Annotated in this window: 32 protein-coding genes; 12 read left to right on the forward strand and 20 right to left on the reverse strand. The window is 54.6% G+C overall.

Annotation, left to right across the window (positions count from 1 at the left end; translation table 11 throughout):
• Positions 1-74 precede the first annotated feature (74 nt).
• From RHH27_RS07065 to RHH27_RS07110, 10 genes are all read right to left on the reverse strand, one after another.
• Positions 75-929, reverse strand: coding sequence for a M23 family metallopeptidase (locus RHH27_RS07065; RefSeq protein WP_302677892.1), 855 nt, complete (start codon positions 927-929; stop codon positions 75-77).
• Between the two features lie 131 nt (positions 930-1060).
• Positions 1061-1816, reverse strand: a complete 756-nt coding sequence (locus RHH27_RS07070) for a phycobilisome rod-core linker polypeptide (RefSeq protein WP_206199553.1) — start codon at positions 1814-1816, stop codon at positions 1061-1063.
• Between the two features lie 33 nt (positions 1817-1849).
• The gene (locus tag RHH27_RS07075; RefSeq protein ID WP_302677893.1) at positions 1850-2590 is read right to left on the reverse strand and encodes a phycobilisome rod-core linker polypeptide; all 741 of its coding nucleotides are present in this window, start codon (positions 2588-2590) and stop codon (positions 1850-1852) included.
• A gap of 3 nt (positions 2591-2593) precedes the next feature.
• Complete coding sequence (locus RHH27_RS07080; RefSeq protein ID WP_206199555.1) at positions 2594-3427, reverse strand: phycobilisome rod-core linker polypeptide; 834 nt, start codon at positions 3425-3427, stop codon at positions 2594-2596.
• A gap of 15 nt (positions 3428-3442) precedes the next feature.
• Positions 3443-4084, reverse strand: a complete 642-nt coding sequence (locus tag RHH27_RS07085) for a HEAT repeat domain-containing protein (protein WP_302677894.1) — start codon at positions 4082-4084, stop codon at positions 3443-3445.
• Complete coding sequence (locus RHH27_RS07090; protein WP_315862881.1) at positions 4081-4911, reverse strand: HEAT repeat domain-containing protein; 831 nt, start codon at positions 4909-4911, stop codon at positions 4081-4083. Before RHH27_RS07090 ends, RHH27_RS07085 begins: the two co-directional genes overlap by 4 nt.
• Positions 4912-4918: 7 nt before the next feature.
• Positions 4919-5155 (reverse strand): phycobilisome linker polypeptide, encoded by a 237-nt coding sequence (locus RHH27_RS07095; protein ID WP_149818199.1) that lies wholly within the window; start codon positions 5153-5155, stop codon positions 4919-4921.
• 43 nt (positions 5156-5198) lie between these two features.
• Positions 5199-6062, reverse strand: coding sequence for a phycobilisome linker polypeptide (locus tag RHH27_RS07100; RefSeq protein WP_149818201.1), 864 nt, complete (start codon positions 6060-6062; stop codon positions 5199-5201).
• A gap of 113 nt (positions 6063-6175) precedes the next feature.
• Positions 6176-6664, reverse strand: coding sequence for a phycocyanin subunit alpha (gene cpcA, locus RHH27_RS07105; RefSeq protein WP_149818203.1), 489 nt, complete (start codon positions 6662-6664; stop codon positions 6176-6178).
• A gap of 68 nt (positions 6665-6732) precedes the next feature.
• The gene (locus tag RHH27_RS07110) at positions 6733-7251 is read right to left on the reverse strand and encodes a phycocyanin subunit beta (protein WP_011057792.1); all 519 of its coding nucleotides are present in this window, start codon (positions 7249-7251) and stop codon (positions 6733-6735) included.
• A 433-nt stretch (positions 7252-7684) separates the two neighbouring features.
• On the opposite strand from RHH27_RS07110, the gene RHH27_RS07115 reads away from it, so the two are divergent.
• Positions 7685-8398 (forward strand): uracil-DNA glycosylase family protein, encoded by a 714-nt coding sequence (locus RHH27_RS07115; RefSeq protein ID WP_302677895.1) that lies wholly within the window; start codon positions 7685-7687, stop codon positions 8396-8398.
• Position 8399: 1 nt separating this feature from the next.
• Here the strand turns inward: RHH27_RS07115 and RHH27_RS07120 are convergent, their stop codons facing one another.
• The 9 genes from RHH27_RS07120 to RHH27_RS07160 all read right to left on the reverse strand — a co-directional run bounded on the left by RHH27_RS07120 (position 8400) and on the right by RHH27_RS07160 (position 16023).
• Positions 8400-8759 (reverse strand): PadR family transcriptional regulator, encoded by a 360-nt coding sequence (locus tag RHH27_RS07120; protein ID WP_149818207.1) that lies wholly within the window; start codon positions 8757-8759, stop codon positions 8400-8402.
• 391 nt (positions 8760-9150) lie between these two features.
• Entirely contained in the window at positions 9151-9711 is a 561-nt protein-coding gene (locus RHH27_RS07125) for a 2'-5' RNA ligase family protein (protein WP_302677896.1), read from the reverse strand.
• Entirely contained in the window at positions 9711-10367 is a 657-nt protein-coding gene (locus RHH27_RS07130; protein ID WP_286649878.1) for a class I SAM-dependent methyltransferase, read from the reverse strand. The genes RHH27_RS07125 and RHH27_RS07130 overlap by 1 nt, the downstream gene beginning before the upstream one ends.
• Positions 10368-10370: 3 nt before the next feature.
• On the reverse strand, positions 10371-10961 hold the full coding sequence (locus tag RHH27_RS07135) for a DUF3177 family protein (RefSeq protein ID WP_206199560.1): 591 nt from the start codon (positions 10959-10961) through the stop codon (positions 10371-10373).
• Positions 10962-11024: 63 nt separating this feature from the next.
• Entirely contained in the window at positions 11025-12374 is a 1350-nt protein-coding gene (locus tag RHH27_RS07140) for a YvcK family protein (RefSeq protein WP_315862882.1), read from the reverse strand.
• Positions 12358-12768 (reverse strand): hypothetical protein, encoded by a 411-nt coding sequence (locus tag RHH27_RS07145; RefSeq protein ID WP_286626602.1) that lies wholly within the window; start codon positions 12766-12768, stop codon positions 12358-12360. Before RHH27_RS07145 ends, RHH27_RS07140 begins: the two co-directional genes overlap by 17 nt.
• A 74-nt stretch (positions 12769-12842) precedes the next feature.
• Positions 12843-13784, reverse strand: coding sequence for a folate-binding protein YgfZ (locus RHH27_RS07150; RefSeq protein WP_302677898.1), 942 nt, complete (start codon positions 13782-13784; stop codon positions 12843-12845).
• Positions 13781-14971: a bifunctional 2-polyprenyl-6-hydroxyphenol methylase/3-demethylubiquinol 3-O-methyltransferase UbiG gene (locus RHH27_RS07155; protein WP_302677899.1), complete on the reverse strand. Its 1191-nt coding sequence runs from the start codon at positions 14969-14971 to the stop codon at positions 13781-13783. Before RHH27_RS07155 ends, RHH27_RS07150 begins: the two co-directional genes overlap by 4 nt.
• The gene (locus RHH27_RS07160; RefSeq protein ID WP_206199565.1) at positions 14968-16023 is read right to left on the reverse strand and encodes a thiamine phosphate synthase; all 1056 of its coding nucleotides are present in this window, start codon (positions 16021-16023) and stop codon (positions 14968-14970) included. The genes RHH27_RS07155 and RHH27_RS07160 overlap by 4 nt, the downstream gene beginning before the upstream one ends.
• A gap of 84 nt (positions 16024-16107) precedes the next feature.
• On the opposite strand from RHH27_RS07160, the gene RHH27_RS07165 reads away from it, so the two are divergent.
• The 11 genes from RHH27_RS07165 (at position 16108) to bioA (ending at position 25723) form a co-directional block, all read left to right on the forward strand.
• A complete protein-coding gene (locus tag RHH27_RS07165) occupies positions 16108-16665 on the forward strand; it encodes a hypothetical protein (RefSeq protein WP_302677900.1) in 558 nt (185 codons plus the stop codon).
• 139 nt (positions 16666-16804) lie between these two features.
• Positions 16805-18121 (forward strand): DNA methyltransferase, encoded by a 1317-nt coding sequence (locus RHH27_RS07170; protein ID WP_302677901.1) that lies wholly within the window; start codon positions 16805-16807, stop codon positions 18119-18121.
• Positions 18122-18195: 74 nt separating this feature from the next.
• Entirely contained in the window at positions 18196-18912 is a 717-nt protein-coding gene (locus RHH27_RS07175; protein ID WP_302677902.1) for a hypothetical protein, read from the forward strand.
• On the forward strand, positions 18899-19510 hold the full coding sequence (locus RHH27_RS07180; protein WP_302677903.1) for a DUF4033 domain-containing protein: 612 nt from the start codon (positions 18899-18901) through the stop codon (positions 19508-19510). The genes RHH27_RS07175 and RHH27_RS07180 overlap by 14 nt, the downstream gene beginning before the upstream one ends.
• Before the next feature lie 87 nt (positions 19511-19597).
• A complete protein-coding gene (locus RHH27_RS07185) occupies positions 19598-20608 on the forward strand; it encodes an ArsJ-associated glyceraldehyde-3-phosphate dehydrogenase (RefSeq protein ID WP_206199569.1) in 1011 nt (336 codons plus the stop codon).
• Between the two features lie 10 nt (positions 20609-20618).
• Positions 20619-21872 (forward strand): organoarsenical effux MFS transporter ArsJ, encoded by a 1254-nt coding sequence (gene arsJ, locus RHH27_RS07190; protein WP_302677904.1) that lies wholly within the window; start codon positions 20619-20621, stop codon positions 21870-21872.
• A gap of 74 nt (positions 21873-21946) precedes the next feature.
• Positions 21947-22246 (forward strand): hypothetical protein, encoded by a 300-nt coding sequence (locus tag RHH27_RS07195; RefSeq protein ID WP_302677905.1) that lies wholly within the window; start codon positions 21947-21949, stop codon positions 22244-22246.
• Positions 22247-22461: 215 nt separating this feature from the next.
• Positions 22462-22923 carry a ribosome maturation factor RimP gene (gene rimP / locus RHH27_RS07200; RefSeq protein WP_302677906.1) on the forward strand — a complete coding sequence of 154 codons (462 nt, stop codon included), beginning with the start codon at positions 22462-22464 and terminating at the stop codon, positions 22921-22923.
• A gap of 40 nt (positions 22924-22963) precedes the next feature.
• Entirely contained in the window at positions 22964-24151 is a 1188-nt protein-coding gene (nusA, locus tag RHH27_RS07205; protein ID WP_149818240.1) for a transcription termination factor NusA, read from the forward strand.
• A gap of 2 nt (positions 24152-24153) precedes the next feature.
• Positions 24154-24420 (forward strand): YlxR family protein, encoded by a 267-nt coding sequence (locus RHH27_RS07210; protein WP_149818242.1) that lies wholly within the window; start codon positions 24154-24156, stop codon positions 24418-24420.
• Positions 24413-25723: an adenosylmethionine--8-amino-7-oxononanoate transaminase gene (gene bioA / locus RHH27_RS07215; RefSeq protein WP_310742716.1), complete on the forward strand. Its 1311-nt coding sequence runs from the start codon at positions 24413-24415 to the stop codon at positions 25721-25723. Before RHH27_RS07210 ends, bioA begins: the two co-directional genes overlap by 8 nt.
• Here bioA and RHH27_RS07220 read toward each other — a convergent pair.
• Positions 25699-26091, reverse strand: a complete 393-nt coding sequence (locus RHH27_RS07220) for a DUF1823 family protein (RefSeq protein ID WP_206199574.1) — start codon at positions 26089-26091, stop codon at positions 25699-25701. The two genes, bioA and RHH27_RS07220, sit on opposite strands and share 25 nt — an antisense overlap.
• Positions 26092-26095 lie beyond the last annotated feature (4 nt).

Genomic DNA, 26095 nt, shown 5'->3' on the forward strand with positions numbered 1-26095 from the left:
GCGGCTACCTCTGAACTAGCATTATCCCCCATTTGTTGACCCTAAACTAGGCTCAGAAGCGAGTTATATCGCAACTACTGCCAACCCTGAGCCAGCCACGATCGCGGATCGACGCACTCGCCATTAACGTAGAGTCCCCAATGTAAATGGGGTCCTGTGGAGGCACCCGTATTGCCAACCGTACCAATGACTTGCCCTGCCTCAACCATTTGTCCCTCTTGGACGTGAATTTGATCGAGGTGCAGGTAAATCGTCAGCACCCCTTGCCCATGATCAATACCGATCGTGTTGCCATGGATGAGAAATCCTTGGGATTCTCGCCCCACTAAGGCCACTCGCCCCCGCTGCGCCGCTACTACGGCTGATCCCTTGGGGCCTGCATAGTCCAAACCACGATGGAAGTAGTCCTTGGCCAAAACCCCGTTGTAGTACCGCCGTACGCCGTAGGGTGTGGTCACAGGGCCACTGTTGGGGCGGCGAAAGGCACCTTGCCAGAGTCTTTCGGGGGTGACCAGTGCCTTAAAGGCATCCACGCGATCAAATTCCAAATCCGTTCCTGAGGAGTCTTTGCCCGGTGGGAGCCAAATCCTTTGCACAGGAAAGGAGCGATCGCCCACCCACAGAAGCATATTGCGGGTTTCATTTCCTGAGCGAACCACCAATGAACGGCGGCCGGGGGTCTGGAGTGGTGTTGTGGCCACAAAGGCACGCCATTGCTGTGGCCCAATGGAAAAGACCGGCAGCGCTTTGCCCGCCACCTCGACCGTGGGCTGTTCTGAAGCGTTGACCACAATGGCCAGCGTATCTCCCAAAACAGGGCGATCGGGACTGACGGTGACCGTAATTGGAATCGTAACTTGACTACTGGCGGGCAGAATGGTGGCAGTGATAATGGCAGGTACTAGCCACGGGAAAAGGCAATCGCGCATAGCGGCAAGAAACAATGAGCCTCTAGATTGGACACGCAAAAATGCACTGGGGTTCCAAGCAGGAACGAATGAGAAAAAGCCGCCAGTAAATTTACCGACGGCTGGATGATTAAAGCATCCTTGGGCGTAATTTAACGACGGCGGGGCACTTTGGCTAAGTAATCAATATCAGCAGCACGCAACTGCTGGGCATAGCGAGTCTTGGGCGCGATCGCTGCTGCCAAATCGCGGTATTTGCGGGGGTCGCCCTCCGGTAGCCGCCGCTCTTGGAACTTGCGATCGTAGAATTTCTCCAGCGTAAACCGCCAATCGGTGGTAGTGGTGCCCACTTTGTCGCGGTATTCAAAGCCATAGCGCGGCGTCACGAGGTTAAAGGGACGTCCCTCCATCCGCTTGCGCTGGTAGGGCACCGTAAAGTCACCAAAGGCATTGGTGTATTCCTCACTGTCGAGGAGGGCATCGACAAAGCCATAGAAGCCAAGGGTGCCGATTTTAATTGACCAAGCAATTTTTTCCTCTTCGTTGTAGGCACTGCGCCCCAAGAACCGCCGCAGGCACACATCCACCAAACGGTAGTTGTCGTTCACAGCCACCACCGTATTGTAGAAGCGCTCTGATTTGGCCAGACCGCGAATGAAGTCCCGCACCGTAATCACTCGGTTCACTAATTGGGATTCCAAGGTGATTTGACGGTTAAAGGCTAAGGTGGCATGCTCACTAAACACCTGCCGATAGCAGGCCCAGATCACCTCGCGGATTTCCGGGTAGGAGGCCGCATCCTCAAGACGATAGATATAGGGGCTATCTTCGTTTTGATCGGCAATGCCAAAGGTAGCGACGCGGTGGTTTTGAGTCGTCGGCTTGTAGGCGAGTAGAGGTAAGTCCATGGATCTCTCCCAAGTCAAAGAGTGAAACAATAGCTAGCGCAGCGGAAAGGTCGCCGTCGGGTTGATCGACGCCGGTACAGTCGGGCGATCGCGCCGCGTGGTATCGGGGATTTGCACATTGGCCGTGGACACTGGCTTGAATTGCACAGGTGTCACCTTGACTGATCGTGCCATCTCCAAGAAATTGCGAATGTCGCCCCACTTGTAGCGACTGTTCTCTAACTTATCGCGCCAGTAGTCACCATAGCGAGGGGTCACCAGATTAAAGGGGCGATCTTTATAGCGACGACGCTGGTAGGGCACGGTGTTATCGCCAAAGTTTTGCGTATATTCGTCACTATCCACAAGGGTATCCACAAAGTTCTGCCAACCGTCGGTGGCAATGCGAATGGACCACGCCAGTTCCTCATCTTTGTTGTAAGGGGCACGCCCAAGGAGCCGCTTCAGGGCAATTTCCACCAAGCGATAGTTGGAGTTCGTCTCCACCACCAAGCGACGGAATGTCTCCGATTTGGCCAAGCCGCGAATAAAATCCCGTACCGAAATGGCACGACTGGCTAGTTGGGACTCCAACTGGGGCTGGCGGGTACTCTTGAGGACGACGTGCTCACTGAAGACTTGGCGATAGGCCGCCCAAATCAGTTCGTCAATATCCGACTGATCCACTGCATCCTCAAGGGAATAGCGCCAAGGGGTGTCTTCATTGGGCACTTCATAGCCCGGTACCCGCTGATTTTGGGAACTAGGGGCATAGCTCAGCAAGGGAATCGTCATGGCTTACACCTTTGGTTGAGAGGGCAAATAACGATAGGGCAACGCAACGGGCACAGGTTTGACCGGTGTCGGCGGTAGATCCCGCTCTTGGGCGGTGTTGGGAACCGTCACCAAACTGGAGGTGGCCCGTGCCACATGGCGTTGAGTATCGAGGGTAGGCACCACAATTGAACGCGCCATAGAGAGGAAGTTGGCTGGAATCGCGCCGCGGATAATTTGCTTGTCCAGTGGCCCTGCGGTGTAGTAGCGCACTTGATAGTAAGAACGACCACTGAGGGACATTTCCTTGTTGCGCCAGTAGTCGCTGTAGCGGGGATTAACGAGGTTAAAAGGACGCGCCATGCGCCGCCGCCGTTGGTAGGGGACAATATCGGCACCAAAGTTTTGCTGGTACTCATCGCTGTCCACCAAGGCATCAATAAATCCTTCTAGGCCACGGGTGGCTAGAATAATCGACCAAGCAATCTGCTCCTGCTGGCCATAGGTGGGGCGGCCAAGGAATCGCTTGAAGGAGACATCCACGAGGCGGTAATTGGAATTGACGGCTGCCACTTGCTCGCGATAGACCTCGGACTTACCCAAGCCACGGATAAAATCCTGTACGGAAATGGCACGATTGCGCAGTTGGGATTCTAGGAAGGGCTGACGGTAGGAGTCCAAAATCAGGTGCTCGCTGAAAATTTGGCGATAGGCTGCCCAAATCAGGGCATCCACGTCTGCGGCATCGGTGGCATCGGTGAGGCGGTAGATGACGGGATCATCCTCGGCGGGGACTTCATAACTGACCACCCGCTGGTCAAGGGTTCTGGGCTTCACAGCCAGCAAGGGTAACGACATAACTTTCCAATCCTTTTAGGTGTGCATGGACAGAGAGTCCCTCTGGAGGGCAAGTTGACAACGGGAACGCACAACAATGTCGGGGTCGCGATCGCTCAAATGATTGAGGAGGAAACGCACCGCTTCCCGAAGGGCGCGAGCAGCCGCCTGCTGATGCAGATGATCGAGGGCAACACCCACGGCATAGCGAACCGCCCAATCCGCTGCTTCACTGTTGCGTTGAAGAACTGTGAGTGCTTCCCTTAATTGAGCCTCTCTTGCCGTCTCTTCAGTGATTAACTGCCAGCGGAGCGTTCCTAAGGCCTTTGTGGCGGCGCGGCGAACACTGGGGGCAAAATCCGACTGCGCGGCAGCCAATAAGACCCGTAGGGCGGCAGGATGACCAATACTCCCCAAAACTCGCACCCCATAGGCACGGGCACCATAGTTGTATCCATCCAACTGTGCCAACAGCGGCTCCACAACCGCATCCCCAAGGGCAATGAGGCCTGCCACAGCGGCTTGGGCAGCAGCGGGGTTGTTGTACCCCAAAACTGCAATCAGCGTGGGAATAGCAGCGGTGTCTTTTTGCTGGGCAAGCTGAACCACCGCCTCGCATAGGGCAGGAGCAGAGGTGGCGGTCTCAACGGCATGGATATAGGTATGGAGATCACTCACAGCAGTTGATCCAATCCTTGAAAGAGGGAGAGGGTCTGTTCGGCTGGGGCGGCCTGCCGCAGTTGCTGGCTGAGGATGCCGTGGAGGGCAATGAGCTTGAAGCTCGCTTCAACACCCGCCTGCAAAATAGCCTCTGCTGCGGGTAGATAGCCCATCGCTCCCAAATCCAGAAGCGCTGTCCGTCGCAGTTGCACATCCTCACTGTTGAGAGCCGCTAGCAGGCGATCGCCATACTCGGCCGCTCCCGTGAGCTGAAAAAGTGCCCGCGCAGCGGCAAATTGGACTCGCGGCATTTCATGAGCCAAGAATGGCTCAATCAGGGCAATGGCTTCAGTGGCACCAAGGTGACCCAAGCTTTCAATCACGGCTTCCACTGGCTGCACCAGATGCGGGCGACCGGGGACGAGCCGCGCCATTGCCACACCCCCTTCTAGGAGCGATTGCAGGGGCGCGATCGCTTGAGGGTCTCCCAACTGACCAAGAGCAATGGCCGCCGCCTCACGGACATAAAAATCCTCGCAGCGCAAGCACTCAATTAATGCCGGTACGGCTTGGCGATCGCCCAACTTGCCCAAGGCACGGGCGGCATTCCGCCGCAGAGGGTAACCCCCCAATTCTGTGCGATCGGCCTCATCGGCCAAAGCAGCAATCAAGGCGGCCACAATCGCCTGCCGCTCCGCTGCCGTTGCTGTTTCTAGGCCAAACTTCCCCAGCCACCACGCCGCATAGTAGCGGAGACTGGTATCCGTCCCCTGAAGCTGCGCCAGCATTTGGGGAACCGTCAGTTGTACCGGTTCAGAGACCGCCGTCATTCCCTCTCCAGACATCAGCCAATTAGGAGGCGACCACGGGGGTAATGGAAACGATTTTGCCCCCCATGCGGGTAATGCGCTGCATCTCTTCATTCATGCGGTTGTAGGGCACCGTAATAAAGGTGCTACCGCTGCGCCGAATCGGAAACCCCATTTTGTCAGTTTCTTCGTTTTGACGCAGACCCACAACCTCGTAGCGGAAAACGCGAGCGCCGGAGGGGCTAAGGGCAGCACTTCCAGACGCAGTTTGACCAAACATGACACCTGACTCCCAATCTCAAAAGGACGCTAAACAAACATTCCTAGGCAGGATTGACACTGACAATGCGAGCACCCGTGCGCTGAAGCTGCTGCATTTTGCTCGACAGTTGCTCATAGGGCACCAAGAAGGCGGTACTGCTGCGGCGCACCCCCGGATAGCCCGGTTGGCGAATGCCCGCCACTTCAATGCGATAGACGCGGCCACTTTCACCAAAGGAACCACCCAAGCAAGCCCGTGGGGGAACATCGGCACTGGGGGTGTAGTAGGCAAAGGCCGTATCGCTACTCGAAGGCGGCACCACCGTATTGGGACTGTTGGTGGCCAGATCCCGCGCTAAACGGGACATGCTGCCTTCTGCTTGGGCGCGATCGCTATTGGCATAGCCACGATAGAGACGGAACATGCGGTTAAAGCCCACTGTTTTCTGACCCGGCTGGCTATTAAAGCCACGGTAATAGGGCACGACCCAATCCCCAAAGCTATCGGTGTATTCGGGGGAATCAATGTAGGAGTCAATGTCGGCATCAAAGCCCTCATTTTCGTAGAGATCCAAATGGAAGATTACTTCCGACTCGTCGTAGGGTGCCCGCCCCAACAAATGCTTATAGTTCAGTTCAATGACACGGGTTTGAAAATTGCCGTAGAGAAACTTCTCTTTGTATAGTTCCGACTTGGCCACTGCGCGCACAAACTCCCGCACGGTAATTTTGCCATTGCGCAACAGTGACTCCGCACTCACCAAACGCTCCGATGCCATGACATAGTCATTGCCCAAGACCTGACGGTAAACGGCACGGATGACAGTCTCTAGATCTTCCTCGCTCCAGTTGGCACGCAGCTCCACCCGCGGAGCATCACTGAAGGCGGAGGTACCCAAGCGCGAAGCAGCAGCAGTAATAGCCACGGTACAAACTCCTAAATATCGAGGGTACAAACAAGCCCGGTGCTGTAAACAAAGGGTCAGCCCAACGCCGACAACATCTGCTTACCTCACCGGGCAACGAAGGGAAACGCCTATTAGCTGAGGGCGTTAATGGCGTAGTCGATGTAGGCGTTGGCTTCCACCGCAGCTTGGCCCGTCAAGCCATGATTGGCTTTGATGTATTTCAGAGCTTCCACATACCAGCTTGGGGAGAGATCAAACGTGCTGTTGATTTCAGACAAGCCAGCGATGAGGTACTCATCCATCGGACCAGTGCCACCGGCAACGAGGCAGTAGGTCACCATCCGCAGGTAGTAGCCGATGTCACGGGCGCACTTGGCTTTGCCTTCGGGGGTCGAGGCATATTGAGAGCCTTGCATGGTGGTGGTGTAGGGGAATTTTTGGTACACCGCTTGGGCTGCGCCGTCAATCAGGCTCTGAGCATTGTTGGTCAGGGCGCGAGCAGCTTCCATGCTGGCCACAGCGCGCTTGAAGCGACCGTCAACCGCTTGCAGCTCGGTGTTGCTAAGGAAACGACCTTGGGTATCAGCGGCGGCAATAGCTTCAGTAATCGGCGTTTTCATGGATAAAATATCTCCCTAAAAAATGTGCGTGTTCAGAACGGTCAAAGTTACAAGACGGTAGCTGTGTCTTAGGCAACAGCGGCAGCGGCACGATCAAAGTAGCCAGCAATCTCAGACATCAGGGCGCTGCAATCGCCAGGAGTGATGCCATTGGGATCATTGGCGATCGCGATCGCGGCATCTTTCATTTTTTGGATAGCCACAGCCACGGAGGAGCCGGGGGTACCAAGGGCTTGGTAGGTTTCCCGCAGACCGTTCAAGCAGCGATCATCGAGCACGCTGGAGTCACCGGCCAAAATGGCGTAGGTCACATAGCGCAAGATGATTTCCATGTCGCGCAGGCAAGCAGCCATACGACGGTTGGTGTAAGCATTCCCACCGGGTTGGATCAGTTGGGGTTGCTCTGCAAAGAGGGCACGAGCAGCGTTAGCAACGATCGTGGAGGCATTGCTGGTGATGCGGTTGACGGCATCCAGACGCTTGTTGCCTTCTTTCACCAAGTTGGACAGGGCATCGAACTGGGCGTTGGTGAGGAATTCACCGCGGGCATCGGCCTGAGCGACAACTTTGGCAAATGCATCTAGCATGGATCAATTCTCCTTAAAGGTTGTTAAAGAAGTTAGAACTTCTTGACATTCCTGCCCCTAGCGGGATTGCAGGATTTTTATGGTGTTTTTGTGTCAACCCATAAAGGCTGTGTCAAGCAACCTTAGAGCGACCAAGCTGATCCTTGGTGTGGATATGTCAGGTCACGAACACCACAGTAGTGGGTGCCGGAAAGGTCGAATAACAGCCTGTGTTTCCCTAGGTGAGGTCAACAACCGTGCTGTTAAACCCTTCAGGTATTTCTTATACAATGCGGTGGGAAACCTGTTTCGCCGTAGTTATTAATTTGTAAAATACTTTTGTGAGATAAATTAAGCTTCCCGCGATCGCCATAAAATTGGTGCGATTTGTCCTAAGTTTTTCCTAAGTTTCGTGAAGTTTCTTTAACATTATTCTCAGGAAGTTACGATCCACATGAGTGAACCGTTGCAATTTAGCTTATTTGACACCCTCGCCCCCACCGAGGCCGAATCCCCGCCACCGACGCCTCTCGATGCTGCTACCTATGATCAAATTCCGCTGCGCGCTGAGGTGCCTATTCCCGCCGGTACCTACCGCGACTTGGAGGCGCTTGCGGCGCATTGTCAGCAGTGTCAACGCTGTGGCTTAGCGGCCACCCGTACCCATGTGGTGGTCAGCCGTGGTAATCCCGCCGCCAAGCTGATGATTATTGGTGAAGGACCGGGTCAAGCGGAGGATGAAACGGGTCGCCCCTTTGTTGGCAAGGCAGGGCAGCTCCTCGATAAAATTCTGGCTTCGGTCAATCTCGATAGTGAACGGGATGCCTATATCTGCAACATTGTGAAGTGCCGCCCTCCCGGCAATCGCGTCCCTGAACCCGCTGAAACAGCAGCCTGCCTGCCCTATCTGTTAGAGCAGATTCGCTTGGTCAATCCCCGCATTATTCTACTGGCGGGGGCAACGGCTGTGCGCGGCTTGCTCCAAGATCAGCGGGGGATTACAAAAATTCGCGGTCAGTGGATTGAATGGCAGGGACGCTGGTGTATGCCGATTTTTCATCCTGCTTATCTGTTGCGAAATAACTCGCGGGCGCCGGGCAGTCCCAAGTGGCTAACGTGGCAGGATATGCAAGCCGTGCGCGATCGCCTGCGCCAACTCGATGCTTAGATTACTCCTGACGGTGGGGATGTTCCTGCAAATAGCGTAGCCAAAGCTCCGAAAGTTCCCGCGCCTGTTGCTCCTTTTCGCCAACAATGTGGTACATTCGCCGCGGCCGACCGCGACCTTCCACCTTCTTCCAATAACCATCAATAATTCCCTCATCCTCGAGAAATTTGAGGGCGCTGTAAAGAACCGTATCGGAAAGGCGGTAAAGAGGATATTCGTTTTCAATAGCTTGAATCAGCGCCGTGCCATAGGAGTCCCCCTTTTCCACAAGGGTATAGAGCACATAGCACACCGCAACTTCCTTGCTCAGGTAAACGGGCGGTGGCTGGCGGAAAAAGGTGTAGATATCTTCCAGTTTCATAACCTTATCCTCAGCAATGGGCTACTGCTGATCCATTGACTCCCCAAAATTCCTCAGATCATGGAAGCGTCTGAATTCAACTCTGTTGCTCCAAACGATAGAAAACACAAATACTCCCCCCTTAATATCAGCACTTGCCTCTAGCCTTATATAGCGCATGAAAGTCACTAAGTATTTATCACTACCAAGACTACAATATTGTTTTACAACCCTTTCCTGAAATATAGGAGAAACAGTCTTCTCCCGTATCGGCTTTCACGATTTTAAGCGTCTGCCGTCCTTGTAAAAAGGGCTGTACTTCTGATTTTAGGAAGTTTGAGAGAAAAGTGTTCCTTGCATCATAATTCCGCAGTTGGCAAAAATCAAGTCATTGACCTGTTGTAAATTGATTTCAAGGGTGATCAGCAGCAAAATTTCTTAACAAAAATTCACGATAAATCTGCCAGCGGCGGCCATTGTGCACCAGCAGTGTGAGGTGGGATACCCAACAGCGAGCCGCAAAGGATTGTGCTTGAAAGTCTGCCCAAGCGTGGCGAAAGTTGTCCTTGGTTAAATCACGAAAGGCGATCGTCATGTGGGGGGTAAAGGCATGGCGTTGCGTAGGGGGGAGGTGCAGGGGCTTCGCTACCGCTTTGACGAGATCTGCTTGTAGTGTCTTGAGGGCTGGGGTGGGTGCCACGTGAATATAAATGACTCGTGGGGGAAAGGCGGCAAAGCCATCGAGGATCAACTCCACTGGAGCGGCTTGCTCGGAAAAAGTTTCTAGAGCTTGCTCCAGATTTACGACCGCTGCATCTGGCCACCAAAAGGGGGGATAGAGGGTAACGTGGGGGGGAGAGCGCAGTGCCGCTTGGCTTTGGTAGCGATCGCAACAATACTGCTTGAGGCGGGTGACTTCCGCCTGAATGTCAGCATTGGGCAACAAAGCAATAAAGTAATGCCGCCGGTTCATTAGCGCTGTGCCACAACGGTCCAATGGCGATCGGAGGTGAGGGTGGCTTGCCACTGCTGCGGCGGCTGCGGCAAGGTTTTGAACAGATCCCCCATTTCCGTTAAGGTCAGTGCCGCATGGAGCGAATCGGCAAACAGTTGCCGTTGCTGGGGCGGGTCTTGACCCGCATATTGCTCAACCAAGGCTTGCAGTTCGGCCAATGTTTCTGGGCGATAAAGGTCACGGATAAACAACGTCCCTTGGGGACGCAGCACCCGCAGCATTTCGCCAAGGGCAGGCCGCGGATCCGCTAGGTGATGGATCAAGCTATTACTGATCACAACATCAAAACTCGCGTCGGCAAAGGGCAAGGCTTTGGCATCCCCTTGAATAAAGTTTAATTGCGGACTGTGGTGGCGGGCGATCGCCAGCATGGCTGGACTGAGGTCAATCCCTGTTAGTTGCCAATGGGGATAGCGTTGATGCAGCATTTGCAGAATCCGCCCGTTTCCTGTACCCACATCTAAAACTTTTAGAGGTTGCTCAACACTGGCTAAGACTGCGGCTAAATCTTCACAGAAGGCGGCATTAACAGCAGTAAAATCCATGGCGTCATAGGCGGCAGCCGTTTCTGGCGTCTCCATGACCTCAGGTTCAAGAATGCGTTGCAGCGGCATAGGCTATAGACCCGTCGCCGATCGCCCCTGCTTGGGTAAGCGCACAAACACAAAGTAGCTCAGATAGAGCATATAGATGACAAGGGCAACGGCGGCAAAGAAGCCAAGGGTACCGGCGCGGGCTTGGGCATGGAAAATATCTTTGAACATCAGGGGTGGCTCGAGCCAGACTTGGCAACTGGGGGTCTGAACGGCACCAGCGACAAACGCACAGGGCAAATAAAAGGCCTGACCAATGGCGGCAAGGATACAGTAGAGCGTGATTGCCCAGCGCCAGCTACTAAAGACCTGACCAATCAAATCTTGGCGATCGCTAATTTCCTCATTGAGATCCACCCAAAACCAGAGGCTAATGGGAATCAGCACCAAGGCCATAAATCCGGTGACGTAGGCCACTGGCCACTGCGGCATCATCAGGTACACCGTAATCGCCAATAGACTGGCCACCCGCCAATAGATAATCAGCAGTTGGGTAATCGCTGGCACATTTTTAACCGTTGACCACAGCAACAGGATCAAGGGAATAATTACAGTAAAGAGCACCGCAAGGCGGTAGTCCATCCACACGAGCGATCGCAGAAGTTCCAAGGACATGGCAGGCCACAGACCCAAGTGCAACGGTTCTATTATTAGGGATCGCCTTCCCAAGGCACAAGGCTAGAGCGATCGCACTCGCTCATACCAACGCATCAGAATGGCTGCTAACTTTTGCGAATCATGGCGCACGGTTGGCGTGGATTCGTCCATCACATCCGCAAGGATCAGTCGACAGTTTTGACGGGTCAGGGCTTCCCGATCAATAGCCACAGCGGTACTTCCCTGCTGCCCATAGCGTTCAAGGTGAGCGGCACTGGGGGGGTATTTTTGCACCAGCACCGCATCAAACAGGCGATCGCCCGTGACCGCATCAAGGGCACGCACATGATCACTCACAGCATAGCCATCGGTTTCCCCCGGCTGCGTCATAATGTTGCAGACGTAAACACAGGGGCACTGCCGCTCCGCTAGGGCTTGGGCAATCTCAGGCACTAAAAGATTGGGAATGATACTCGTGTAGAGACTGCCGGGGCCAAGGATAATGTAGTCGGCTTCACGGAGGGCTTGAATGGCGCGGGGCAGGGCTTTGGGGGCTGGGGGCGAGCAACCAATTTCGACAATTTTGCCGCGGGCGGCTGTAATGTTGGACTCCCCATGAATGAGGCGACCATCGGCAAGGCGTGCCCAAAGGGTCATATCTGTTAGGGTGGCTGGCAACACTTGACCACGAATGGCCAAGACCGCTGAACTGGTGGCGATCGCTCGCTCCAGATCCCCCGTGATATTTGTCATCGCCGTCAGAAACAAATTGCCAAAACTGTGCCCTGCTAAGCCATCCCCCGCTTCAAAGCGATATTGAAACAGTTCAGTGACGATTTTCTCCTCATCGGCAAGAGCCGCCAAGCAGTTGCGAATATCCCCCGGTGGCAACACCCCAATTTCCCGCCGCAGTCGTCCGGATGAGCCGCCATCATCGGCCATCGTCACAATGGCAGTGATATTGGAACTATAGAGCTTGAGTCCCCGCAAGAGGGTGGAGAGACCAGTTCCCCCCCCAATAGCAACAATTCTTGGCCCCCTGCCTAGCCGCCGATGGATGAGCAGCCGCTCCACCAAGGCCTTGTCGTCTTCTGGCAATAGGACTTCCGTAATCGAGCCAAGGGTGCGGGCATAGCCCCAAGCAATCAGTGCCAACCCCCCAAGCAGCAGTAAAGGGCCACTGATGTAGCTGGGCACAAAACGGGCAATACTTTGAACAAACTGCTCTAGAAATTGCAGGAAGTAAAAGATGGGCGTGAGATTGATACTAATGGCAAAGCCCAAGCTGGCGAGCAGAACGCCCAGTGCACTGATCAGGAGCCACCGCTTGACCAATAGCCCCGGCAGCAACCATTGGGACCACAAACGGATTTTACGACGGGCTGGCCGTAGCTTCGCTGAGAGTGGTTGAGCCTTATTCGCTCTCCTCATCCGCACCAATACCCAAATAGGTTTTGCTCAGATAGCGGGCTAGGCGCTGCAGAGGATTGGCCACTTGTTTTTTGTGTTCGGCATGATTACTGTTAATGGGAACACCTAAAATCCCGGAAAATTCATCATCGCTAATTTCTCCTGCTTGGTGCTGAGCAAAGGAATCAACCACTTGAATGAGTTCATCGGTGGAAAATTCAAAACCATGTTGACTGGCAAAATCCACCACTTTCGGTGCCATTTCTCCCCGCAGCGCGGCGAGTTCCTCAGCATCTAGTTCGGCAGCGCCGCTGATATTGCCATCCCCTACCCCCAGAAGGTTCTCCAGTTCATCTCGTAGTTGGGTATCTTCAGCGGTCTTTTGCATGAACGCTAACACCTGTGCCGTCGCCATAGGCTTCCTTCCTTCGGTCAGTAAATTTTCTGCACGAACCGATTGGATTATAGCATTCTCTGCTGAGAGTATTTTTAGGCAACAGTTCTTAAGAAGGGCACCTCAACCACTTGAGCAATGATGCCCTCTGGGGTGTGCAAGGTTAACCCGGCACCGCCCACTTTGGTGCGCACATAGCCTAGACCAAAGGCACCCCCATTTAGGGGCGTACAACTGGTGAGCAGACCCACTTTTTCCCCTTCCAAAAGTAGGGGAGTTGGGGCGGGAACAACGGCACTCAATTCCAGTCCCCAGAGATGTTGTTTGACCCCTTGGTAGGTGTTGAGGCGGGCGATCGTCTCTTGGCCAATGTAGCAGCCCTTATTGAAAGAAATCGTATGCCCCAGTCGGGCTTCGAGGGGGTTATAGTCTTCGGTGAGTTCAGCCTCGGCAGCGGGTCGCCCTTGGCGGATGCGTAGGTGTTCCCAGTCGGTATCATTCAGTTGGAGATGGGCATTGAGGAGATCTGTGAGGGGGCGATCGCTCCAAAGGGTCAAGCCCGGAATCGCTAAGCCACTGGTGGCAGCAATGGTTATGGGAGCGTTTTCGTAGGTGAGAGTCACATGAGCGTAGGGCTGGGAAAACGGTTGCAGACCCAATTGGTCAGCGATCTGATCCGAAACGGCACCGAACACTCGGTAGCAGTAACTGTCAGAAGTGCGATCGCTCACCTGCACATCGTCGCCAAAGAAGATGTACTTATCGAGCCATTTCAAGAGAAACTCGCGGCGCTGCGGTGACACCAGTAGATCCACCCACTCCATATGAACAAGTAGGGTGACAAGATCAAGGGTGCGTGCCGTCGAGGTCAGAAAAACCGTATCTGCCCCTTGGCCGGGTTGCAAGACAAGACAGTTATTGGAGCTTTGATTGTGCAAAAACTTTAGGCGATCGCCCCCCGTGAGGCGTAGGCGCCCCCAATGACTGCAATCATAGACTGCACCACTGGCAGAGACTGTTTCCAGTAGATCCGTCATTCTTCTACTCCTAAGAGAAGCAAGTCCCGCTCAAGGAGCGATCGCACCCCTGCAAGATTGAAGCCCGGTTGCTCAGCTAATAACTCAGCCACGTTTTTTTGACCCGTCGCAGCCGCCAAGAATTGCTGCTCAGCCTGATTGAGCTGAATCACATCATAGTGACAGTTAAAGACACAGACCCCCGGCCAACCCTCTAAGCAGGGGTGTCGCCACGGAATAGCCACCAGCAAAGCCGCATCCTCAGACCAATCGTGACGGGGCAGCGGCGGCTTGGCCAAAAAGAACTCAAAGTGGGTCATTGCCTCAGGGTCAAGGCATTCAATGAGTTGATATTGCTGGATCGGATCTAAGTGCTGTGCGCGGTGCAACAGTTCTGGCTGGCTGCCCAATAGCCGCTCCAACCGCCAAACTTGAGGGTTAGAAAAGCCGACGAATTCTAGGCTAGAGGCAGCAATGAGGTCAAAGAGGCTGGCGATCGTGTAGTCAATTTCTTGGGGATGCACGTACATGTCGGCAAAGCATTCATCCCGCTGATTTTCGAGGCTCCAGCGCTCCTGCTCACGCTTTTTCAGGCGATTGTTCTGGGGCAATGCGGCAAAGAGTTGCCGTCCAATGGCCACCCCCTCGCGATAGTTGTGGCGATCGCTCCCCTGAAGTAAGGCAATGGCCTGCTGCATCAGTTTAATTTCCCAGCGACCGTAGGCTCCATAAACAAAGATGTGCAAAATGCCGCCGGGAGCAAGAACATCGGCGAGAGCTTGAATGCCCCGCTGCGGATCCGGCAGATGGTGCAGCACGCCCACACAGTTAATCATCTGGAACCTTTGCCCCAGTTGTGCCACATCCTCTAGGCTCAGGTGGTGAAATTCGACATTGGTGGCGCCCGATCGCCGGCAGCGCTCGCGGGCAATCTCCAAAGCACCCTCACTGAGATCCAACGCAGTAATCTTTGCCTGCGGATTCAAATGGGCGAGATATTCCGTTCCTACACCAGTGCCACAGCCAGCATCGAGAATGGCAACGTCCAACTGGGAGGGATAGCGTCCTGTGCAAAAGCTATAGGCCGCCGGCCAAGACCAGCGCCAGTTGTACCCCGGTGGTGGCTCATCAAGGAGCGGTTCCGGCGGAAAAGGATAGGTATTGTACAGTTGCCGCACAGCAGCAGTAATCTCAGCCGCCGAGGTCATGATGGTTCCCCTTGAGATAAGCGTCGTAATAATTCTCGGGTGGTTGCCTCTGGGTCAGCCGCATCCATAATGGCGCGGACAACGGCCACCTGAGTCGCCCCGGCCTTGACCACCTCATCAATATTACTGAGATCAATGCCGCCAATGGCAAACTGCGGCATCGGGGCGTGTTTGCGGGCGTATTGGAGATAGTCAAAGCCCACAGCCGCTTTACCCGGTTTGGTAGGAGTCGCAAAAATCGGCCCAACACCCACATAATCGGCACCTTCAGCAATGGCACGCTCCAGTTCTTGGGGATTGGTGGTCGAGCGTCCCACGAGGCGATCGCGCCCTAAAATTTGCCGAGCCAGTTCCATGGGAATATCCGTCTGTCCGAGGTGGACACCATCGGCATTGGCACCCACGGCAATATCCACGCGATCGTTGACCAAAAACAGGGCGCCGTAGCGTTGGCAGAGCGCTTGTAACTGGCGAGCCGTGGTTAGACGGGTGTGATCATCACTGGTTTTGTCGCGGTATTGCACAAGGGGCAGTCCCCCCTTCAAAGCAGCTTCGACGGTTTCCAGCAGGCGATCGCTGGGGGCAGTCACCAGATAGAGCTTTGCCCCTTGCAGGCGTTGCGCTCGAGCGTGGCGCGGGTTGAGGATCAGGGCTTGCTCGAGAATGTAAACGCGATAGCGGAGGGCTTTGGCGGTGTCACTCAGCTCAGTATCGGTTAATTTCGCGTACTCCTCAATCACTCGTAGCGCTTCTTGGACACGGGCAAAGTTAGCAGTGAGCACCTCGCCGAGGGTCTGGCGATCGCGCTCCTGCGGATGACGCAAAGCAGTCCCCGGATCCTGATCCGTTTGTCGTGCCGCCCGCAACTCTGGGGTATGGTAGCGGCCAAGGGTTTGGCGCAAATCTTTACATTCTGCACTCAGGGCAGCATCTTCGCGGCCAAAGCGGCACCATTCCTCAATCACCCGCAGACCTTCGCGGGCACGGTCAAGGTTGGCATCGAGAATCCGCCGGATGCGTTGCCCCTCAAATCCGGGAGCTAAATTTTGCATAGCACGTCCGATCCCCACAGAAAAGAATCAACACAGTTCTGTTCACCGTTCATCGGCATTGTTGATAGCGCAATGAAGTTTTTGATGAGCCGTTTCAGCATTCACTCCCAGCCGTGGTTGAGTCACCTATGTTTGATCCTAATGGGTTGGGGGACGCCCGTATTGGCGGCAGAACCGATTCCCATCCCCGTGCCACCGCCAGAGGTGAATACCGTCATCCCGATTCCTGTGCCTCCCCCAGAGGTGAGTACGGCGCCAATTCCCACCCCACCGCCGCAGCAGCTTGACAACTCCCTCGAACGATTGCCGGTGCCTAGTGACCCGATTCCGATGGGATTTGTGGGTCGCGATCGCGCGATGAATCAATTGCCGCCCCCACCAGACATTTCTGATGCAAACTTGGCAACACTCGCTCCCATAGCCCCCAGAACGCGGTTTCGAGTCATTGTTTTGGATTTGCGGGAGGATGATCTGGCCAATCAAGAACGCCTGCGATCGCTCGTTCCCGAAGTGATACCCATTACCCTTGGCCAGCGCCGCGCCCTACAAGTGGGCAGTTTCCAAAACGAGGCCAATGCCAACGAAATGCGTACCTTTATGGAGGTCAATGGCTTCCGCGCTGAGATTCAACGTCTGCCCTAAACAACCTCAATTGGCTCAGGAACGACGCGAAGAGGCCTAAAGAGTGCCCGCTTTTTCAGCAGTGAAGTGAACCCCCTGCCCAAGCAATCAATTTTTCATAGACTTAGAGGATTAGGAGCAAATCGCCACAGGAGTTGAGTTGCTAAAACATTCTGAGGATACAACCGTTCCCAAAGACAATAGCAATATCAACAGGATAGATGAGCAAGACCGCGCCTTTCATGACTGGTATCGGTTTGTGCTCTCTTATCCGCCCCATCTTGTGAGGGACTACATAGAAGACTTTGGCTTGAATGCAGAGAATGTCATCCTCGACCCCTTTTGTGGCACAGGCACAACGCTGGTTGAGTCGAAGTTGTGTGGAATCCCCTCATTGGGTACCGAAGCCAATCCATTTGCCCATTTTGCGACGTGTGTTAAGACGGATTGGGATGTTGATCCGGATTTACTCTACCGTCACTCCTGTGAGATCGCAGAATTTGCCCTTGACATCCTGCGGCAGCAAGGGATAGGGGACTCGGTGCCTTTTGAGGGGAATATTGCGGATCTACCGTTACGCCAACTCTCGCCAGAACAACATAAACTCATCCTTACGGGGTCGATCAGCCCGATTCCCTTGCACAAGGTCTTGGTACTCCTTGACTGCTTAGAGAAATACAGAATAGAACAGGTCTATCGGCATCAACTGCTGGCGATCGCCAACATACTGGTTTTTGCCGTGAGTAATTTGCGCTTTGGCCCTGAAGTGGGTGTTGGCAAGCCTAAAGTTGATACACCAGTGATTAGTGCTTGGCTCGCCAAAATTGATGAAATGGTGGAGGATTTGCGGCAGGTCAAAAATCAAAATGATGCCCCTGCCCACGTCTATCTGGCGGATGCAAGATGTCCTGACCGAGTATTGCCGCCGCAGTCCGTTGATGCGGTGATCACCTCACCCCCGTATCCCAATGAAAAGGACTACACCAGAACAACCCGCCTCGAATCGGTGGTCTTGGGCTTTATCAAAACCAAGGCGGATTTACAAGCTTTCAAGAAGGGTCTGATCCGTTCCAACACGCGCAATGTGTACAAAACCGATGACGACGATCAGTGGATTCAAAACCATCCTGCAATTCAGGAGATAGCAGCTGAAATTGAACGCCGCAGAATTGAACTCGGCAAGACCTCTGGCTTTGAGAGACGCTACAGCAGGGTAACAAAGCTCTATTTTGGTGGCATGGCACGTCACTTGGCTGCCCTGCGATCGCGCTTGCGTCCCAATGCCCAATTGGCCTACGTCGTGGGTGATCAAGCCTCCTATTTGCGGGTGATGATTCGCACAGGTCAGTTATTGGCTGACATTGCCCAAGCCCTTGGCTATGAGGTTGTGCGCACAGATCTCTTCCGAACACGGTTTGCCAGCGCCACGAAGGAGCAACTGCGCGAAGAAGTGGTGATCCTACGCTGGAAAGGATAATCGAGTTAGTCCCGATGGGCTGTCCCGTAGAGTTACTGTAAAATTAAGCCATCAACTGGCAGTACACCCACCCTATGGTTACCTCTTGGGCAAAATGGTCATTGCCGCAACCTCAACGGCGCTCAACTCCGCTGCACCACAGGCGATTGGCCAAAGGGCACGCGACGCGATCGCAACGACTGCGCTGGAAATCTTTTGTGTTTAATCTGCTGTCTGAGCGTCTTTTGCTGGTCATCGGCGGATTGGGGGCAGGTCTTCTCCTGTGGCAAACCGATGGCCCTTTGATGGTGGCCACCCTGAGTGGCGTGGGTACGATTTTTCTCCTCAGTCGCTGGCAACGCCGACTGTTGACCCTATGGCAAGACCTGCGCCAACAGATGTCCCAATGGCTACACCATCCCTTCGCCTTTACGGTGGTCGGGGGTTTGCTGGCCTGTTTGGGTACCTATACCCTTCTGCATTTGGGTCAACACACCGCAGATCCATGGCTCGTGGTGGCGCTTGTGATCCTCGGCATCCTTTTAGTGGCCGTCATTGCCCTGCTTGGGACGCTCATGGGGCAACTGCAACAGCAGCATCAGACCCAACAGGTGTCCCAATGGTTTGCTGACCTCACCCATCCGCAACCGCTGCATCGGCTAGTGGCTATTCGCCAATTAGCTCGCATCTCTAAGGGGGCAGAGCGTCGCCAAGTGCAGGAAGCCCTATATCTGCTACTGGGACAGGAAACGGATGCAATCGTTCGCCGTGCTGCCCTTGAGGTGCTCGATCATCTTGATGATGCCGCCTGAGTCCCTCAACTGGCTGGAGCGATGGTGCTTGGCTCGGTTGATTCGAGCGATCGCTAGTGTCATTGGGGTTGAGCCACAGCGATTCGACTACGTTGGCTTTGTTGAAATCACACGGCAAGTGAAGCAGGGGCGATCGCCCGCGCAGCAGCAGGCTATCGTGGCCACCGTCTTTGATCGGTTAGTTCCCCCCTTCATCAGCACCTTGGTACGCACACTCTTTCGCCCGACTCGCTGGGTTTGTGAGTGGAATGCGTGGTTTGCCACCCGCCTCACGGGCTGGTTAGTGGGAGCCAGCGATCGCTACTGGGTCGAGGTCATTCCCCCCAATCAACCCCGCCAATGGCAACACAGTGGCGTGCGCATTCAAAAATGCCGCTATCTTGCTGAATCTCAATGCGTGGCTCTGTGCATGAACCTGTGCAAAAAGCCCACGGAGCAATTCTTTCGGCAGCGATTTGGCATTCCCTTGACGATGACGCCCAACTTTAGCGACTACAGTTGCGAAATGGTTTTTGGTACCCCTGCCCAGCCGATTCCTGAGCCAACCATTCCCCACTGTTGGGACGATCCGAGTCAGACCCCCTGCCCCCACATTTAAGACCATTCTCTTGGCGAATCATTTTTGGCGATTGACAATTCAAGATTATTTGAAATAACGTAGGGATGTCCCGCTGGAGCAGCAACGATGGGCGTTGGCATCGGCATTAATGGCTTTGGCCGCATTGGTCGCTTGGTTTTGCGTGCCGCGTGGGGTTGGCCTGAACTGGAGTTTCGCCACATTAACGAGATTAAAGGAGGCACAACCGCTGCCGCCCATTTACTAGAGTTTGATTCGGTGCATGGCCGCTGGCCCCAAGCCATTCAGGCCAAAGAGGGGGCGATCGCCATCAACGATCAGATCATTAGCTTTTCGGAAGCAAAAACCCCAGCAGAGGTACCTTGGCAAGAACGAGGAGTCGAGATTGTTCTGGAATGCTCCGGTAAATTCCGTACCGCTGAGCAACTGGCGGCCTACTTTGCAGTTGGGGTGAAAAAAGTGATTGTTGCTGCCCCCGTCAAGGAACAGGCCCTCAACATTGTCATGGGCGTCAATGACCATCTCTACAATCCCCAAGAACACCACTTGCTCACCGCCGCCTCCTGTACGACAAATTGCCTTGCCCCCGTCGTTAAGGTCATTCACGAAACCCTTGGCATTCGCCACGGCTTGATCACCACGATCCACGATGTCACCAATACGCAAACAGTGGTGGATGCCCCCCACAAGGACTTGCGCCGTGCCCGCTCTAGTCTGATGTCTCTTGTGCCGACAACCACGGGTTCAGCCACTGCTATTGGGCTGATTTATCCCGAACTCCAAGGCAAACTCAATGGCTTGGCGGTACGGGTGCCCCTGTTGAATGCGTCGCTCACCGACTGTGTTTTTGAAGTGAGCCGCCCCACCAGTGTGGCCGAAGTGAATGCAGCTCTTAAAGCTGCCGCCGCCGGGGAACTCAACGGAATTCTCGGTTATGAGGAGCGCCCTCTTGTTTCCATTGACTATTGCAACGACCCCCGTTCCAGCATTGTCGATGCCCTCTCCACAATGGTTGTGGATGAAACGCAGGTGAAAATTCTCGCATGGTACGACAACGAATGGGGCTACAGCAATCGCATGGCCGAATTAGCTCGTCACGTCGCCACTACGTTGCCCTAAGGAGTCTGCTATGGCTGTGTCCACCAGGGTCCGCAACTATATGATTGTTACCCTCGCCTACTGGGGGTTCACGATTACCGATGGCGCACTGCGGATGCTAGTGCTGCTCTACTTTAACCAGATTGGCTACACACCGCTGCAAATTGCCTTCCTATTTCTCTTCTATGAAATTTTTGGCATTGTCACCAACTTTCTCGGTGGCTGGATTGGTTCCCGTTTAGGGCTGAATGTCACCCTCTACGCGGGCATTGGTTTACAGGTGATCTCGCTGATCATGCTCACGCCCCTAACGCCAGAATGGCCTTTGTGGTTTGCGGTGCCCTATGTGATGGCGGCACAGGCGATGTCGGGGGTGGCCAAAGACCTGACAAAGATGAGTTCTAAGAGCGCTATTCGCTTAGTGGTGCCCCAGGAGGCAGAGTCACAGCTCTTTAAGTGGGTGGCGATTCTGACGGGTTCTAAAAATGCCCTCAAGGGGGTGGGTTTCTTTGTTGGCAGTGTGTTGCTGACATTGGCGGGCTATAGAGCGTCTCTGTGGATCATGGCGATCGCGCTTATCTTGATCCTGTTTAGCGGTTTGTTATTGCCACGGGGGATGGGGCAGATCAAAAAGAAAATCAAATTTCGCCAACTCTTTTCCAAGAGCAAGGAGATCAATATTCTTTCTGCTGCTCGCTTTTTCCTCTTTGGGGCGCGGGATGTCTGGTTTGTGGTGGGTTTGCCCGTCTATCTCCAAAGTGTTCTCAACTGGTCATTTTATGAAGTGGGGGGCTTTCTCGCCCTGTGGGTCATTGGCTATGGAGGTGTCCAGTCCTCGGCACCCCTGCTGTTGAAATACATCAATCGCGGTCGCCCTCCCCAAGCCGCCACTATTCAGTTTTGGACGTTTACACTGACGATTGTGCCAGCAGTCATTGCCTTGGGCTTGATGAGCCACTGGAATCCCAATGCCGTCATTATTGGCGGCTTGCTCCTTTTTGGCTTGATTTTTGCCATGAATTCGGCAGTCCACTCCTACTTGGTGCTGGCCTACACCGATGATGAAAAGGTGGCCTTGAATGTTGGCTTCTACTACATGGCCAATTCCGGCGGGCGACTAGCGGGAACGGTTCTCTCTGGCCTCATCTATCAAATTTGGGGCATTGTCGGCTGTCTGTGGGTTTCGATGGTCTTTGTCCTCTGTGCTGGCTTGATTTCCCTGAAGTTAGAAGATCCAAAACGGCAGCAGCCCTACCCCTCGTTGGTTGTGGGGGATGGTGAATAACTGCAACATTTTCCCCTAGGGGTTAGAACTGAATAAAATTGAGATATGGTGAGGTTCCCCGAGGAATTGCCCTTATGATGCTCCCCCAAGAAATCATCGGCCAAAAAGTGTGGTTGGAAGTGGAACCCGAAGATGCCTACTATGCGGGTGAGAAAATTCGAGTACAGGCGGAAATTAGCCAGCCCACTACTCCCCCGTGGTACTATGCTCGCTACATTAACCCGCCCCGCTGGTTCCGCACCCAAGGTCAGTGGCTCACCCACCATGAGGCGGAGATGGCAGTGCTCTTGAATCCCGTCTTGGAGGATTTGGAGCTGGGGGAAGAGGATTACGACGGTGATGAACTGACGAATGGTGATTTTAGCGATCGCTAGGAGCGTCTCGGGTCTGTTGGTCAGGGTGGCGATCGCCCACTGTTAGCTGCTATACTAAGTGCCAAGAAGAGTGGTGTATTGGCAGCACCCATGAACGTTCTATCCTGAACGGTTCAAAAATCTCCTTCCCCTCGGGAAGTGAGGCTGTCACTTTTTGAGATTGTTTGGGTGTGGTGGGCAATGTCCCGCCTTTTTTATTTCCTATGCAGATACAGATGCTGTTGCCTGTGGTGCAAACCCTTGCCCAGCAGGTTGCCGACCAAGAACACCTTGATCTGGTGAGTGTGCAGTGGCTGACCCATCAATCGCCCCCGATTTTACGGGTGGAGGTGCGCCATCCTGAGAATGACACCAGCTTAGAGGATTGCGAACGGCTGAGTCGGGCACTGGAGATGGCTTTGGATGGGCTGCCAGAGTTGGAGTTTGTCTACGTTCTCGAGGTGTCGAGTCCGGGCCTGTCGGATTACTTGAGTAGCGATCGCGACTTTGATGCCTTTCGTGGCTTTCCTGTACGGGTCACGACCACCGCACCCCATCGGGGCAAAACCCTTTGGGAGGGCAACCTGATTCGCCGTGACGCGGTGAATGTCTATCTCAATCAACGGGGGCGATCGCTGGCGATTCCCCGCTCACTCATTGCCAGTGTCCAACTGTACACCCCCAGCAGTGAGCCTTAGCAGCAGTTGATCTACTAAATGAACGAGGTTGTAACGGACGATGACCATCTATCGCTTACCCGGCCTACGGGCCATGATCAATGAAATCAGCCAAGAGCGGAATTTGCCCAAGCACGCGGTACATCAAGCCCTCAAGGAAGCACTGCTCAAGGGATACGAACGCTATCGCCGCAGTCTGCGCCCGGATCATAGTCACTTTGAAGAAGACCACTTTGCCAACTTTGAAGTGGAACTAGACACCGAGCAGGAGGGCTTCCGCGTTTTGGCCACCAAAACGATTACGGAAACAGTGGCGAACCCCGATCGCGAAATTGCCCTTGCCGATGTGATTGAGGTGGTGCAGGATGCCCGTGTCGGCGATACGGTGCTGTTGGATGTCACCCCTGACCATCAGGAATTTGGCCGCATGGCCGCCATGCAAACCAAGCAAGTGCTGGCGCAGAAATTGCGAGATCAACAGCGTCGCCTCGTCCAAGAGGAATTCAAAGACCTCGAGGGCACCGTACTCATGGGGCGCGTCCTGCGGTTTGAGCGGCGATCGGTGATTATGGCTGTGCGCAGCGATGCTAGCCAACCGGAAGTGGAGGCCGAACTGCCGAAACGGGAACAACTTCCCAACGACAACTACCGCGCCAACTCCACATTCAAGGTGTATCTCAAGCGCGTCAAAGAGGGACCTCAGCGCGGCCCCCAATTGGAGGTTTCCCGTGCTGATGCTGGCTTGGTGGTCTATCTCTTTGCCAATGAGGTGCCAGAAATTGAGGATGAAGTGGTGCGGATTGTGGCCATTGCTCGCGAAGCCAATCCCCCGAATCATAAAGTCGGCCCCCGCACCAAAATTGCCGTGGATACCTTAGAGCGGGATGTCGATCCGGTGGGTGCCTGTATTGGGGCACGGGGATCCCGCATTCAAGCAGTGGTGAATGAACTGCGGGGGGAAAAAATTGATGTGATCCGCTGGTCGCCGGATCCAGCCACCTATATTGCCAATTCCCTCAGTCCCGCCCCGGTAGAGGATGTGCGGCTAATCAACCCCGAAGCCCGCATTGCCCATGTCCTTGTGGCACCGGATAAGGTCTCCCAAGCCATTGGTAAGGAAGGCCAAAATGTGCGCTTGGCAACTCGCCTAACGGGCTGGAAAATTGAGGTGCGCGATAGCTCCCAATACAACTATGAAGAGGAGGATCGCTTGGCCATGGCCGCCCTCGAAGAACAAGTTGCCAGTTAGGGATGATGGCTGTCCCCCAACGCCGCTGTGTGTCCTGTGGCCGCTTGGCCGATCGCTCGGAGTTTTGGCGAATCGTGCGCTGCTGGCCCGATCAAAAGGTGCAGTTGGATCGGGGGATGGGGCGATCGGCCTATCTGTGTCCCACTGCCGAGTGTCTCAAGGTGGCCAAACAAAAAAAACGCTTGGCGCGATCGCTCCGCTGTCCCATTCCCGAGGATATTTTTACGACCCTTGCTGCTCGCTTAGATGCCCATCGCAACTATGACTGACTCCCCCATTTGGCAGCCCTTTACACAAATGAAAACGGCGGCTCCGCCCCTGAAGGTGGTGCGTGCCCAAGGTGCTCGCCTTGAACTGAGCGATGGCCGTCAGATTATTGATGCCATTTCCAGTTGGTGGGTGACGCTCCATGGCCACAGCCATCCTGTGCTGGCTAAAGCGCTCTATGAGCAGGCACAAACCCTTGAGCACGTCATTTTTGCTGGCTTTACCCATGAGCCAGCGGAGCAGCTTGCCCAACTGCTGTGTGCCCACACGCCAGCGGGGTTACAACGGGTCTTTTTTTCCGACAATGGCTCAACCGCCGTGGAAGTGGCGCTGAAGATGGCCTACCAGTATTGGCAGCGGCGAGATCAACCCCAGCGATCGCGCTTCATTGGCTTTGCCGGCGGGTACCATGGCGATACCCTTGGGGCAATGACTGTCGGCCAAAGTTCCCCGTGGTGGCAACCCTTTCAACCGCTGCTCCCCCCCTTAACAATCCTGCCCTACCCAGCAACCTATGCGGGGGATCCAGAGGTGGAGACCAAGGAAGCACAGGCGATCGCTCAACTGGAGGATACCCTGAAGGCAGACCCCGATGCCTATGCCGCTCTCTTCATTGAGCCACTCGTACAGGGGGCAGGGGGAATGCGCATGTGTCGTCCCTCGTTTTTGCAAGCCCTTTCTGCAATTGCCAAGGCCTATGGGGTGTTAGTCGTCTATGACGAGGTGATGACGGGGTTTGGCCGCACAGGTGCCCTCTTTGCCTGTGAGAAAGCGGGGACACAACCCGATCTCCTTTGTCTCTCTAAGGGGTTATCGGGAGGCTGCTTGCCCATTGCCGTCACATTGGCCACTGAGGACATTTACCAAGCCTTTTATGCCGATGATCTGGCGCGCGCCTTTTTCCACAGCCATTCCTATACCGGCAATCCCTTGGCCTGTGCCGCGAGTGTGGCTTCATTTCAATTGCTGCTTGCCAAACCTGAAGCCTACCAAGGTCTAGAGGCGCGCCATTGGCAGTGTTACCAGCAGTATCTTGCCGATGTCAGCAATCTCAAGCAATTTCGCACCTGTGGCACGATCGCGGCCATGGAATTGGCGACGGCGGCCTCCTACTTTAGTGACCTTGTGCCCCAACTGCGCCGCCGCTTTATTGAGTTAGGTGTGCTGCTGCGACCTTTGGGCAATACGCTCTATATCCTGCCCCCCTACTGCATTAGTGATCAAGAACTGGCCGCAGTCTATCGCGCCATCCGCCAAGTGGCGATCGAGGTGGCCGCAGGTTATTTCACCGCAGTCTCTGCTTGAGTGGCCATATAACTCAGGAGCCAATTGACCGCAGTGGCACGGCGCGTACGGCGGGGGTTGAGTTCCTTGATTTCATAGCCAGCAAAGCCCAACTGTTCCTTGAGAAGTTGCTTGTGGGCAGGGGGAATAGAGCGGGTGAGCTTGACGATGGCGGGGCGGCTGCCAATGAAGTCTGGCGGTTGGGGATAGTCTTGTCGCCATTCTGGAGGCACGCGATCGCTCTGCCAAGTTTGGCTGTGGGCGTCATAGCGATAGCCCAAGCAGTGCCACAGGAGCTGATTGACCGTAGCATCATCCAATTCATCATTGAGAATTTGCCACAACGTGGCTTCTGTGAGAGGGGGGAGTGGCGAATCAGAGCTATCCATTCAC

Origin of the sequence: Thermosynechococcus sp. PP555 (genome assembly GCF_031583225.1) — a bacterium.
Taxonomy (GTDB): domain Bacteria; phylum Cyanobacteriota; class Cyanobacteriia; order Thermosynechococcales; family Thermosynechococcaceae; genus Thermosynechococcus.